At 67.2% G+C, this 13541-nt stretch carries 10 protein-coding genes; 2 read left to right on the forward strand and 8 right to left on the reverse strand.

The annotated features are described in order from the left end of the window. Window positions 1–132: 132 nt before the first annotated feature. The 8 genes from E4A48_RS05055 to E4A48_RS05080 all read right to left on the reverse strand — a co-directional run bounded on the left by E4A48_RS05055 (window position 133) and on the right by E4A48_RS05080 (window position 8429). Window positions 133–2541, reverse strand: coding sequence for a T6SS phospholipase effector Tle1-like catalytic domain-containing protein (locus E4A48_RS05055; protein WP_142741976.1), 2409 nt, complete (start codon window positions 2539–2541; stop codon window positions 133–135). Next, window positions 2538–3107 carry a DUF3304 domain-containing protein gene (locus E4A48_RS05060; RefSeq protein WP_142743099.1) on the reverse strand — a complete coding sequence of 190 codons (570 nt, stop codon included), beginning with the start codon at window positions 3105–3107 and terminating at the stop codon, window positions 2538–2540. The genes E4A48_RS05055 and E4A48_RS05060 overlap by 4 nt, the downstream gene beginning before the upstream one ends. A gap of 71 nt (window positions 3108–3178) precedes the next feature. Continuing rightward, window positions 3179–3334 carry a hypothetical protein gene (locus tag E4A48_RS20430; RefSeq protein WP_004426180.1) on the reverse strand — a complete coding sequence of 52 codons (156 nt, stop codon included), beginning with the start codon at window positions 3332–3334 and terminating at the stop codon, window positions 3179–3181. Next, window positions 3331–3897: a DUF3304 domain-containing protein gene (locus E4A48_RS05065; protein ID WP_142741977.1), complete on the reverse strand. Its 567-nt coding sequence runs from the start codon at window positions 3895–3897 to the stop codon at window positions 3331–3333. Before E4A48_RS05065 ends, E4A48_RS20430 begins: the two co-directional genes overlap by 4 nt. 71 nt (window positions 3898–3968) lie before the next feature. Next, entirely contained in the window at window positions 3969–4124 is a 156-nt protein-coding gene (locus tag E4A48_RS20435; protein WP_176717067.1) for a hypothetical protein, read from the reverse strand. After that, the gene (locus tag E4A48_RS05070; protein ID WP_081047919.1) at window positions 4121–4657 is read right to left on the reverse strand and encodes a DUF3304 domain-containing protein; all 537 of its coding nucleotides are present in this window, start codon (window positions 4655–4657) and stop codon (window positions 4121–4123) included. Before E4A48_RS05070 ends, E4A48_RS20435 begins: the two co-directional genes overlap by 4 nt. Then, window positions 4654–5610, reverse strand: coding sequence for a DUF4123 domain-containing protein (locus tag E4A48_RS05075; RefSeq protein WP_142741978.1), 957 nt, complete (start codon window positions 5608–5610; stop codon window positions 4654–4656). Before E4A48_RS05075 ends, E4A48_RS05070 begins: the two co-directional genes overlap by 4 nt. Before the next feature lie 14 nt (window positions 5611–5624). Next, window positions 5625–8429: a type VI secretion system Vgr family protein gene (locus E4A48_RS05080; protein WP_260608067.1), complete on the reverse strand. Its 2805-nt coding sequence runs from the start codon at window positions 8427–8429 to the stop codon at window positions 5625–5627. Window positions 8430–9121: 692 nt separating this feature from the next. On the opposite strand from E4A48_RS05080, the gene E4A48_RS05085 reads away from it, so the two are divergent. Further along, window positions 9122–11722, forward strand: a complete 2601-nt coding sequence (locus E4A48_RS05085) for a glycoside hydrolase family 3 protein (RefSeq protein WP_142741980.1) — start codon at window positions 9122–9124, stop codon at window positions 11720–11722. A gap of 242 nt (window positions 11723–11964) precedes the next feature. Then, a complete protein-coding gene (locus tag E4A48_RS05090) occupies window positions 11965–13527 on the forward strand; it encodes a sodium/sugar symporter (RefSeq protein WP_039005154.1) in 1563 nt (520 codons plus the stop codon). The last annotated feature ends 14 nt before the right edge of the window (window positions 13528–13541 follow it).

Genomic DNA, 13541 nt, shown 5'->3' on the forward strand with positions numbered 1-13541 from the left:
CGCTCGATCCGCTTGCGGCCGGATGCGTCGGGCGGGGAGTCTTCGGCACCCGCGGCAACGCTGCGGCATCCACGCAGATCGCGGGTCCCGTGCCGGGGCCGATTGCGGCCACCGGCGCAGCGCGTCGGGTGGCTAGTACAAGCTCGGCCCGCTGGGATTGACGATCTTCTTCAAGCCGCTTTCCAGCGCTTCGCGGGCCGCTCTGCCCGCCGCATCGATGGCGTTGTCCACCGCCTGGCCGGCCGCGCGCTGCGCGCGCTCCTTGGCGGCGGCGGCGGCCTGCCGTGCGGATTCGACCGCATCGTCGATGCCGTCCTTGGCCGCGTCGCCGAGGCGTCCGCCCTGGTACACGGCTTCGTCCACGAGCTGGAGCCTTTCGTGGTCGCGGTCGAACACGCGGCGGTAGTGTCCGGGGCCATTGGCCTCGCGCCGGGTCGCGGTGCCCAGCACATTGCGGACGATCCATCCATCGAAACCGGCACTGGCGCGCAGGTCCGCCGCTTCCTTGTCGGTCATCAGCGGAATGGTGGCGGGATTGCCGTCGTCGCTGGCTTTGGGGTTCTGCGCCAGCACGCGCTGCTCGAAGTGGTTGAGCGCGTAGCGTTCGGCCTGCTGGCGCGCCTGCACCGCACCTTCGAACATGCCGTGTTCGGCGGCGGCATCGGCCGCCTTGAGCAGCGCGGCATGCTGTGCGTTCTTCTTGCGTATCTCGTTGGCGAAGGCGTTCTTGTCCGCCTGCGACACCGGGCCGAGCAGCCAGAAGCCGGCATGCGAGTCGTGCACGAAGTCGTCGAAGAAGCGATCCACCTCGCCCGGAATCGGTGTGGTGTCGTCCACCGCCGCCAGCAGATCGCGCTGCGTCCTGCTGGGGTCGGGCGGCACCTGCACCGTATGCGACATGCCTTGCGAGTAGAAGGTGTAACTCGATGGCTGGCTCGCCGTGCGCGCATGCGCGATATCGGCCTGCCAGTCCAGATTGCCTTCTTCCAGATCGGTGCGGTCCTGCGCCGTGGCGTGCTGGTAGCTCGCCATCGCACGGAACTGCGCGGTGTCCCGCTTGGACGCGCGCCAGCGCCAGTAGCGCTGCATCTGCTGCTCCATGCGGTTCTCCATCACCCCGCGTCTGGAGCCGGACAGGTTCTCGCCCTTTTCGTTGGCGGGCGTCCAGTCGAGATAAGCGGAGAAAGCGGTTTCGAGGGAGGGGTCGATTTTGAAGTCGTCTTTGGTTTGTTCCACCATTTCATTCGGTGAGCGAAGCTTTACGCCGTTGTTGCAGGCCTCGAAGTACATGTCGTTCAGCGTGATCTGCGACATCAGGCTGGATCGCCCGCCGCGCGCCTTCCCTTGGTCGCCCGGCGAGTAGCCGCCGCCGATATCCGAGTGCGCACCGGGATACACGTATTCCTTGGCGTGCGCCGGCCAGCTGCCGCCAGCGCGCGCGGTGGACAGCGGGAACGAGCGCCGGATTTCATGCCCGGCCACGTAATGGACGGCGCCCTCGACCTCGGGGATGCGCATGGTCTTGTTGGCCCAGTCGAACAGGCCGCTGCCGACCGGCGACGAATCCGCCAGCAGCACCGAGGCCACCGTGTCGTAGATGCCGAGAAAGCGCAGATTGACCTCCGCCGGCCCCACCTTGCCGCGGGTCGCCAGCGCCAGCCAGTTGCAGAAGGTGCGCGCCTCGGCCGCACCGCGCGAGAAGCCGAACACCGACAGATGCAGACGGTTAATCGTCGGCCGCTTGTCGGCCACCTGCTTGAGCAGGCGCCGGTCCAGGTCGCGGAAGATCGATTCCATCTTGCCATCGCCGAGCCGGTACCAGGTGCGCAGGCCGGAGAACACCCCGGTGACCAGGTCCTTGGTTTCGGCTTCGTCCAGCAAGTCGAAGCCGTTGACCGAGGTATTGACTGCGTTATAGAGCCTCGTCAAAGCCCAATGGATGCGATCCTCACCGCCACGGGCCATGCTCTTGCCGGTGGCGTCCTCGGCGAGCTCGCCGATTTCCTTGAACTTGGTCCCGACGCCAGGAACGTAATAACGGAAATACTCGACCCTGTCTTCCTTCTGCGCGTCGTAGAGACTGACGATATTGGAGTGCCCCTGCAATGGGCGATCACGCTCCATATTGTTGTTGGTACCATCGAAGAAGATCCCCACGTGGATCTCGCGCGTACAGTTCAGTCCGTCCACCGACGAGAAACAGGCCTTACTGGCGCGCTGGCTCAGTTCGCGCGCGCTGGGCTTGCGCTGGCTGCGCGAGAACTTGCCCGGCAACTCGGTCTTGCCGTCGGCCGCCGCACCGTACTTGTCGTTGTCCCAATGGTCGCCGGGCTTGGCGGTGGGCAACCATTCGTAGGCGGACGACCAGGTCTTGGACAGATAGGGCTGCTGCGGCGTGTGACGGAAAAGCAGGATCTGGTCGCCATTGGGCAATACGCGCGCGGTCAGCGTCACCCGCTGCCGCGTCTCGAAATACCAGCTGTCCACCGCGCCATCCTGCAGACGCTTGACCGCATACCACCCAGGTTTGAAGTCGCTCATGGCTGCTGCTCGGCATCGGTGTGTTCGGATTTTGCGTCCGGCAATGTCGGTGGCGGCGGTAGCGGCGGCCAGTTATCGGGTTTGACTGGTGCATCGGGGCCTTTGTAGCCTTTCGATCCGGCCGAGCCGTTCCAGATCAGCAGCCGCACCTTCCCTTCCGGCAGAAAATGGACATTGAGCGTCGTCCCGGGTTTCTCATAGCGCTCGATGGGGACGACCTTCTCATGCCAGGTTTCGGTTGGATCGTCACCGCCGGGAATGCCACTCGATGTCGTCCAACGAACCTTGGCGGTGAGCCCCGGGTGCCACTGACGCGGATAGGTGATGCAACAAGTGAACTTTCCCCCACCACCGTAAGGACGGGAATTTCCACCCCATTGACCATCGATATAGAACTCGTGGATATAGTCCTCGGTATGATTGTAGGCGCTGATGCTCGCTTCAGCAGTTTTGGACGGCTCGGCTTTGCAGGCGGCCAACAGTGAGAGCAGCATCAGCGCGACCAGCAGGCGGGCAACGGCACGCCTGCTTCTACTACGGGTTTGGTCATCATCATGGTGTCGCATCGTGTCCTCGTAATTGCTGTGGCGAAGCAGCGGCAGCGTGTTGCGTGCAGGAGTCGTGGAACCAGAGCGCGTCACAATGACACGGGCCGGGAATGCATGGCATGATCGGCGTTTGCCAGCACGCGCGCAGTCATGATCACCCGCTGCCGCGTCTCGAAATACCAGTTATCCACCGCACCATCCTGCAGACGCTTGACCGCATACCACCCAGGTTTGAAGTCGCTCATGGCTGTTGCTCCGCATCGGTGTGTTCGGATTTTGCGTCCGGCACTATCGGTGGCGGCGGTAGTGGCGGCCAGTTATCGGGTTTGACTGGTGCATCGGGGCCTTTGTAGCCTTTCGATCCGGCCGCGCCGTTCCAGATCAGCAGCCGCACCTTCCCTTCCGGCAGGAAATGAACATTGAGCCGCGTACCGGGTTTCTCATAACGTTCGATGGGGACGACCTTCTCGTGCCAGACCGGTTCGCTGCGAATGCCGGGAATGCCACTCGATGTCGTCCAACGAACCTTGGCGGTGAGCCCCGGGCGCCACTGCCGCGGATAGGTGACGCAGCAGACGAAGCTTCCACCGCCGCCATATGGATAGGAATTCCCCCCCCATTGGCCATCGACATAAAGCTCGTGGATGTAGTCCTCGGTATGGTTGTACGGACTGATGCTCGCTTCGGCCGTTGTGGAAGGCTCGGCTTTGCAGGCAGCCAATAGCGAGAGCAGCGATAGCGCGATCAGCAGGCGGGCAACGGCACACCTGCTTCTACTACGGGTTTGGTCATCATCATGGTGTCGCATCGTGTCCTCGTAATTGCTGTGGCGAAGCAGCGGCAGCGTGTTGCGTGCAGGAGTCGGGGAACCAGAGCGCGTCACAATGACACGGGCCGGGAATGCATGGCATGATCGGCGTTTGCCAGCATGCGCGCGGTCAGCGTCACCCGCTCCCGCGTCTCGAAATACCAGCTATCCACCGCGCCATCGTGCAGGCGCTTGACCGCATACCACCCAGGTTTGAAGTCGCTCATGGCTGGTGCTCTGCATCGGTGTGTTCGGATTTTGCGTCCGGTAATGTCGGTGGCGGCGGTAGCGGCGGCCAACCTTCGGGTTTGACCGGTGCATCGGGGCCTTTGTAGCCTTTCGATCCGGCCGAGCCGTTCCAGATCAGCAGCCGCACCTTCCCTTCCGGCAGGAAGTGGACATTGAGCGTCGTCCCGGGTTTCTCATAACGTTCGATGGGGACGACCTTCTCGTGCCAGACCGGTTCGCTGCGAATGCCGGGAATGCCACTCGATGTCGTCCAACGAACCTTGGCGGTGAGCCCCGGGCGCCACTGCCGCGGATAGGTGACGCAGCAGACGAAGCTTCCCCCTCCCTCGAATGGATATGAGTTCCCGCCCCACTGTCCATCGATATAGAGCTGGTGAATATAGTCCTCGGTATGGTTGTACGGACTGATGCTCGCTTCGGCGGTTGTGGATGGCTCGGCCTTGCAGGCCACCAATAGCGCGACCAGCGCGGCACAACCGAAGGCGCTGCGAAGGCTGTTGTGCGCGCTCATGCGGTCTGCTCGCCGAACGGGCTGCCATCGTGCCGCGCCGGGTCGGCGTCGAGCTGCTCCCACACCTTGCTGTCCCACAGCGGCATGTGCTCGGCCAGCGTGTGCTCGCCGGCCTGCACCCCCGCCCAGGTGTCGGCAAGGGCATGCAGACGGTGAAACCCTTCGCCGCAGGTCATGCTGAGCACCACGAATTGCAGGCGGCTGTGCGGATCGTGGACGCGGTAACTGTCCGCGGTCTCCAGGATGGCGCACAGCCGGGCGTGGAACTGGCCGCGCCGTTCGGCGGGAACCAGGCTGGGCGTCTGTTCGAGCAACAGGACGAAGATCGCATCGGCGTCCGACGCCGCGCGCAAGGCGCGGAACTGTGCGGCGCTCAGCCGCAGGTGCGCGGCGCTATCGGCGGCCACACCGCCGGGAGCGGGCTGCCAACGTGCGTAGGCGGCATGGCGGTCGATCCAGCCCCAGTCCTCGATCGCCTGCTGGACGCGGCTGCGCTGCGCGGCATCCAGCTGGCGCAGCAAGCCGGGCAGCACGCGGGTGTCGGCAAAGCGGCAATGCAGCGGCTGCTTGCGCTCTTCCACGGCGATCTTGGCCAGATAGCCGGCCAGCGCCTGCAGCTGTGCCGGTTCCGCCACGCCGTAAAGGAAGCTCAGCGCGGGAGTGCCGGCCGTCCAGTTCAGCAGGGTTGCTATCTGCTTCGCGTGCGCCGCCGGCTCGGTGTCCAGCGCCACCAGCCACACGGCATGCTCGGCAAAGGCCGCCAAGCTGGAGGCGGCATAGGCGTTGTAGTGCGTCCATCGGTTGCGTTGCATGCGGCGATGCAGCGTGGTGGCATCGAGCAGCGCCAGATCCAGTACGGCCCAGGATGGATGGCTTGCGCAGATCGCCGCGGCGAGCGCCTGCTGTTGCGCGGCATCGGGACTGTCGTAGGCGAAGTCGATGGAACTGCTCATGGTGGCCGCCGCGCTTATTGGAGAACGGCGAACGGCGCGCCGGCACGTGCCGCCTTGAGCATGCATTCCACGCAGACCGACTGCGGGAACAGTGGCAGCGGCGCGCTGCGCTGCACCGGCCCCACGAACGACTTCTTGCTCGCATGCACGGTGATGGTGCCGGGGCAGGCGACGGTGATGTTGCCGCCTTCGATGGTCACGCTGGCCCCGCCGGCCACCGCCAGGTGGATGGTCTTGCCTGCCGCCAGTTCCACTTCGGCGTTGGCGCTGATCAGCTTCAGTCCTTCTTTCGACTGCACGCGCACTTCGTCCGACTGCGCCTGCACGTCCAGTTCGCCTTCGCCGCTGACGAGGCTCAGGCTGTTGGCTTGCGTTTGCCCGCCGTCCACCGCCGCGGCCAGCACGCCGATCGCCTGGCCGCTGTGCAGGCGGGCGTCGCCGGCGATGGCCGCTTCGCTGCCGCCGCCGCTGGCCAGCGTCAGCGTCTCGCCCACGCTCCAGCTCAGGCCCTGGCCGGCCACCACGCCGATCCCCGCCGGTGCGGCCAGGCCCAGCAGCGCATCGCCGGTGTGCGGCACCCGGTCTTCGCCCGGGCTGGCGCTGCGCTCGGCCGCCGCGCCCTTGGCGTCGGCGTAGGCCGTGCCCGGCACCGTGGTTTTCACGCTGGTCAGCAACGCCTGCAGCGGCGCCTGATCGGCGATCAGCTTGGAGTGGTTCGCCTGGCCCACGCCTTCGTGCGCGGCCAGCGTCACCGTCTGGTGGGTGGCGGCCGCCTGCGAGAAGGTCTTGCCCAGCGTCTGCAACTGGCTCAGCAATGCGCTGGGCTGGGTCGCCTCGCCGGCCGGGCCGCTGCTGCGGCCGTAGCTGCTCAGCCATAGCCCCGAGGTGGCGCGCACCGCGCCCCATGCGTCGGTGCGCAGTTCGAAGCCTTCCCCGCGGAAGCTGCCGCGGTAGTTGTCGGCCTGGTGGATCAGGTGCCCCAGGTTCAGCTGCGTGGCCGCCTGGGTGGTCGCAAGTTGCAAGCGCAGTTGCTGGTCGCTGTCGTCGAACACCAGCCGGCTGTGGCCAGCGCCGCCCCATTCCTTGGATTGCACGCCCCACAGCGCGGTAGCGTTGCGGTGGTTGTCCGCGCCGCCGCCGGCGCCGTGCCAGGCCGGGGCGTGGCCGCCGGCCAGGTTGCCCTGCGCGCTGGGTGTGCCGTCGCCGGCCTGGGCATACAGGCGGGTGTCGGCCTCGGCGCTGGTGCCGCCGGGGGTGGCGGGAACGCCGGCTTCGCCCTTGCCGTTGTACAGCGCCCCCAGCACCACCGGACGGTCGATGTCCCCCTCCAGGAAGCCCACCAGCACTTCCTGGCCGATGCGCGGCAGGAACTGGCTGCCCACGCCCGGGCCGGCGTAGCGCTGCGCCACCCGCAGCCACGTGCTGTCCTGCGCGGCCGGGGCCGACGCGGCGTGCTGGAAGTGGAACCTGACCCGGATCCGGCCCAGCGCGTCGGCATAGACCTCCTGGCTGCCGCCGGTGCTGCCATCGGCGCCGACCACGATGGCGCTCTGGTAGCCCGGCGCGGTCGGCCGCGGGTTCAGCCGCGCCCCGGTGCCGTCGGCCAGTACCGGCCGCCACGGCTGCTGCCGGTCCACCGCCTCGAAGGCGTTGCCGTAGCCCACCGCCTCGGCTTGCGCCCAGGTGCTGCGTGCGGCCACCGCGCTGGCGTCCGGCCACGCCGGCGCGGCCCCCAACTGCGCCTGCACCGCCGCGCGCACGTCCACCGGCAGGTTGTTGATGCCCGCATGCCACACCCGCGTCAGCAACAGCTGCGCCGGCGGCGCCTGGCCCTGCTGCGGCGCCTGGGTCAGCGTGAACCAGGTGCCGGCGCGCAGCGTGCGCACCGTGCTGCGGCCCTGCCACGGCGACCACTGCGCCTCCTGCGCTTGCGCCATCAACTCCGCATAGCGGTCCGCTTCCTGCGCGCTGGCGAAGGCGTCCATCCCCACCGGCTCGTACAGCTCGCGCAGCGATTGTCCGCCGCCGCCGTGCAGCGGCAGTTGTGCGCTGCGCGCCTGGCGCGTCTTGACGTCTTCGCTGAGCACGGTCAGCCGACCGCTGCCCAGCCGCCGGGTGGCGCCGAGCGCCAGCACGCTGTCGGCCGCCTCGGTGGCGTCGCTGCGGTGGTAGCGCAGCCCGCCGCCCTGCGCCGAACTGGGGTCCTGCGGTTGCGCGGCGCTGTCGGCGAACACCACCAGCTGGTGCCCGCATGGCGACGCGTCCGCCTCCTGCAGCCGCCACCCCAGCCCTTCCTCGGCCAGCAGCCGCTGCACGAAGGCCAGGTCGCTCTCGCGGTACTGCACGCAGTCGCTGCGCGGCCGCGCCTGGGCCAGGAACCCGCTCACCTCTTCGCTCCACTGCCAGCTCGCCATCGGCGCGTAGTCGGCGAACACCGCTTCCACGATCTGCACCAGCGTGCGTTCCTGAAACACCCGGCTGTGCCGGCCCTGCGACAGCCACCACGTCCACGGCACCAGGCCTACCCGGTAGCGCGCCAGACCGCCGTCGCTGCCCAGTTCGTACGCTTCGTGGATCAGCCCCGTGCGCGGGCTCTCATCGCCATCGGCCAGCCGGGTGTACAGCGTTGCGCGGCGCCCCAGCCACGCCTCCAGCGGCAAGCCCGCCTGCGTGCTCAGCACGTCCACCCACCACACGAACCCCTCGCTCAGGCGTTCCGACCCGCTCCAGCGCTCCACCACCTGGACATCCCCGCCTGGCAGCTGCAAGCGGTATAGGCGCTGGGTATCGTCGAACTGTGCTATTGCGGTCGTTAGCATTGTCAGTGCATCCATCACTGAATCTCCCCGTCAGCGCTCCCCAGCGTTGACTTGACTGAACCCCTGCGCGCACGTTAGCAAATCTGTCATGGCGTCACCACCCCTTGGGCTCGCTGACGGGCATGCGTCCAGGTGGCGACCGGCCCGGGTCACGCGCCTGCCCGCGGGCGCGATGCGCGGTGACGCGGACGCGCCCTGTGGCCCTTCAAGCGCGAAGGCTGGCGTGAGCTTGCCGGTGCCAGAGCAGGACAGGCCAAGTTCTACGGCGAGCAGGCCGGCGGCCAGGATCGGCTTGAGTGTGGCCTGGGCATCGGTGCGATGGGGCTGCCAGTTGTGGGGGTGGGCTGCATGGCGGCTCGCGGTTCTTTGGCCGCCGCGCCATGCACACTACATAACACTGCCGCGGCGAAGTTTGCGCAGTCCTAGGGCAAGCGGTTGTTGCGGTGCCGCAAAATACATTCGCCGCCGTCGTCGCAGCCGCGGCCTGCGAACGCGCCCCTCGTGCATGAAGTCGACGTTGTCGGTATTCCATCGCTATAGCGTAATCCGATATCCATTGCCGGGTCAGGCATACCTCGCGGCGTTGTTGACAGCATCGGGGCAATTAATGAAGCGTAGGCTCCGGTCGCGGGTCTCGGGAGGGAGCGCGGTCGCCGTGTGTGGCGCGTTCGCCGGTCCTGGGAGGGAAGATCTTGCAAAAACAGTCCGCTGGCGGCGTGTCCGCGCCGATTCGCAATGCGCTGGTCACTGCTGCCGCGCTGGGCCTGTTGGCGCTGGCCGCGGCCGGCCCTGGCCAATCGGTTGCGGCCGCCGCTACTGCCGTCGCCGTCGCGCCGCCGGCGATCCATCCGCAGCTGTGGCCGTCGCCGGCCTGGCCGCTGGCCGCCGATGCGGCCCTGGAGGCGCGCATTTCCAAGCTGATGGCGCAGATGACGGTAGAGCAGAAGGTCGGGCAGATCGTGCAGGGCGATATCGCCAGCATGACCCCGGACGACGTGCGCAAGTACCACATCGGTTCGGTGCTGGCCGGCGGCAATTCCGATCCCGGCGGCAAGTACGACGCCAGCCCGGCGCAGTGGCTGAAGCTGGCCGACGCTTATTACGCGGCGTCGATGGACAAGGGCAACGGCGGCCCGGCGATCCCGATCATCTTCGGCATCGATGCGGTGCACGGGCAGAGCAATATCGTCGGCGCCACGCTATTCCCGCACAACATCGGCCTGGGCGCCACGCGCGACCCGGAGCTGATGCGCAAGATCGGCGCGGTCACCGCCGCCGAGACCCGCACCACCGGCATGGAGTGGACCTTCGCGCCGACCGTGGCGGTGCCGCAGGACGATCGCTGGGGCCGTACCTACGAGGGCTATTCCGAATCGCCCGAGGTGGTCGCCAGCTTCGCCGGCAAGGTGGTCGAAGGCCTGCAGGGCGTGCCCGGGCAGCCCGGCTTCCTCGACGGTTCGCACGTGATCGCCTCGGTCAAGCATTTCCTCGGCGACGGCGGCACCACCGACGGCAAGGACCAGGGCGATACCCGGGTCAGCGAGCAGCAGTTGCGCGACATCCACGGCGCCGGCTATCCGCCGGCGATCGCCGCTGGCGCGCAGACGGTGATGGCCTCGTTCAACAGCTTCAACGGGGTCAAGATGCACGGCAACACGCCGATGCTGACCGACGTGCTGAAGGGACAGATGCATTTCGGGGGCTTCGTGGTCGGCGACTGGAACGGCCATGGCCAGGTGCCCGGTTGCCGCAACGACGACTGTCCGGCCGCGTTCAATGCCGGCGTGGACATGCTGATGGCGCCGGACAGCTGGAAGGGCTATTACGAGAGCGCGTTGAAAGCGGTCACGTCGGGCGAGATCCCGATGCCGCGGCTGGACGATGCGGTGCGGAGGATCCTGCGGGTCAAGCTGCGGCTGGGCCTGTTCGAGGCCGGCAAGCCGTCGCAGCGTCCGCTCGGCGGCAAGTTCGAACTGCTTGGCGCGCCCGAGCACCGCGCGGTGGCGCGGCAGGCGGTGCGCGAGTCGCTGGTGCTGCTGAAGAACCAGAAGCAGCTGCTGCCGTTGAAGCCGCAGAGCAAGGTGCTGGTCGCCGGCGACGGCGCCAACGACATGGGCAAGCAGTCCGGCGGCTGGACGCTGAACTGGCAGGGTACCGGCACCAAGCGCGCCGACTACCCGAACGGCAACACGATCTGGGAGGGCCTGCAGGCGCAGGTCACGGCCGCCGGCGGCAGCGCCGAGCTGGCGATCGACGGCAACTACCAGGCCAAGCCGGACGTGGCGGTGGTGGTGTTCGGCGAGAACCCTTACGCCGAGTTCCAGGGCGATATCGCCACGCTGCTGTACAAGCCCGGCGACGACAGCGACCTGCAGCTGATCAAGACGCTCAAGGCGGAGGGCATTCCGGTGGTGGCGGTGTTCCTGAGCGGGCGCCCGCTGTGGGTGAACCGCGAGATCAATGCCGCCGATGCCTTCGTCGCCGCGTGGCTGCCGGGTTCGGAAGGCGGCGGCATCGCCGACGTGCTGCTGCGCAAGCCCGATGGCGGCATCCAGTACGATTTCCACGGCAAGCTCAGCTTCTCCTGGCCGCGCACCGCGACCCAGTACGCCAACAACGTCGGGCAGAAGAACTACAACCCGCAGTTCGCGTTCGGCTATGGCCTGCGCTACGCCGACAAGGGCGATCTGATCCGGCTATCGGAAGTCTCCGGCGTTTCCGGTGCGCAAGCGGTGGGCGGGGTGTACTTCGAACGCGGCAAGCCGGCGGCGGGCATCACCATGATCCTGCAAGGCGCCAGCCAGGCCAATGTGCCGGCGGTGACGACGCCGGTGGCGCTGGCCGATGGGTCGCTCAGGATCACCTCGGTCGACCACAAGGCGCAGGAGGATGCGCGCCGCCTCGAGTGGTCGGGCAAGGGCAAGGCGGGGATGGCGCTGGTGCTGCCCAGGCCGCTTGACGTGTCGCGCGAAAGCAACGGCGACGTGCAGCTGATCCTGACCTTGAAGGTGGACGCGGCGCCGAGCGGCAGCGCGCGCATCGGTGTGGCCTGCGGTAATGGCTGTACGCCAGCGCAGGTGGATCTAGGCAAGGCGCTTGCCGCGCTGCCCAAGCGCGAATGGCGCACGCTGGGCGTGCCGTTGAAGTGCTTCAGCGTCGCCGGCGCCGATGTGTCCAGGCTGGAGCGGCTGCCGGTGATCGAGAGCGACGGCACGCTGGATCTGTCGCTGTCGCGGATCGCGCTGGGCGCCAGCAACGACGCGCAGAGCGTGGTCGATTGCCCGGTGCGCTGAGCCGCCTGCCGAGGATTTGGCAGTAGATCCCCTGTGGGAGGGGCTTCAGCCCCGACAGTAGGCCGGCAACGCCCGTCGGGGCTCAAGCCCCTCCCACAACAGCCTGCTCTCCGAAGCAGGCGGTTGTCCCTTTTGCCTGATTGCCGAAGGTCGGCGCGAATCAGGCTCAAGCAAGCCCTGTCCCGCCGGGATGGGCGCATCGATACACAGGCGAAAGGGCCGCGGCCCGTGGGAGAAATGCAGTGGGTCTGGCGACATTGGATAGTGCGATCGTAGTGGTCTACCTGACGGGCATCTTCGTGCTCGCGCAGTGGGTATCGCGGGAGAAGGCCGGGCATAGCAAGAGCGCCGAGGACTACTTCTTGGCCGGCAAGGCCCTGCCGTGGTGGGCGATCGGCGCGTCGCTGATCGCGGCGAACATCTCTGCCGAGCAGATCATCGGCATGGCCGGTTCCGGCTATGCGATCGGCCTGGCGATCGCGTCCTACGAATGGATGGCGGCGCTGACCCTGCTGATCGTCGGCAAGTTCTTCCTGCCGATCTTCCTGCGCAACGGCATCTACACCATGCCGCAGTTCCTGGAGCAGCGCTACGGCAAGTGGATCCGCACTTTAATGGCCGTGTTCTGGCTGCTGCTGTACGTGTTCGTCAACCTGACTTCGATCCTGTGGCTGGGCTCGATCGCGGTGAGCCAGGTCACCGGCATGGACCAGACTCTGGCGCTGGCCCTGATCGGCGTGTTCGCGCTGGTCTACCAGTTGTACGGCGGGCTCAAGGCGGTGGCGCTGACCGACATCGTGCAGGTCACCCTGCTGGTGCTGGGCGGATTGCTGGTGGCCGGGCTGACCCTGTCGCGCATCGGCGACGGTGCCGGCGTGCTGGCCGGTTTCAAGCACCTGTGGAACGCGCACCCCGAGCACTTCCACATGATCCTGTCCAGGGACAACCCGTTCTACAAGGACCTGCCGGGCCTGAGCGTGTTGCTGGGCGGGCTGTGGGTGATGAACATCAGCTACTGGGGCTTCAACCAGTACATCATCCAGCGCGCGCTGGCCGCCAAGAACATCGGCGAGGCGCAGAAGGGCATGGTATTCGCTGCGTTTCTGAAGCTGCTGATGCCGTTGGTGATCGTGGTGCCGGGCATCGCCGCGGTGGTGCTGGCGCCGGACTTGGCCAAGCCCGACCAAGCCTATCCGACCATGATGCAGCTGCTGCCCAGCGGCATCCTCGGCCTGGTGTTCGCCGCGCTGGTGGCCGCGATCGTGGCCTCGCTGGCGTCGAAGATCAACTCGGTGGCGACGATCTTCACCCTGGATTTCTACGCCAAGTTCCGCCCGCAGACCGAACAGAAGCACCTGGTGCGGGTGGGCCGCATCGCCGCGGTGACGTCGGTGCTGGTTGGCATCCTCAGCGCGCGGCCGTTGCTCGGCAACTTCGACCAGGGCTTCCAGTTCATCCAGGAATTCACCGGCTTCTTCACTCCCGGCGTGGTGGTGATCTTCATGCTCGGCCTGTTCTGGAAGCGCGCCAACGAAGCCGGCGCGCTGACCGCGGCGATCGGCTCGGTGGTGCTGTCGTTCGCGCTCAAGTTCGCCTGGCCGGCATTGCCGTTCATGGACCGCATCGGCGTGGTGTTCGTGGCGGCGCTGGTGCTGGCGGTGGTGGTGTCGCTGCTGACCCCGGCCACGCAGGCGCGCGACCTGATCCGCACCGACGACGTCGGCTATGCCACCACGCTCGGCTTCAAGATCGGGGCGGTGGGCGTGGTCGCGATCCTGATCGCGCTGTACGCGGTGTTCTGGTGAGCGTGGCCGCAGCG

Source organism: Xanthomonas translucens pv. cerealis, assembly GCF_006838285.1.
Classification (GTDB): domain Bacteria; phylum Pseudomonadota; class Gammaproteobacteria; order Xanthomonadales; family Xanthomonadaceae; genus Xanthomonas_A; species Xanthomonas_A cerealis.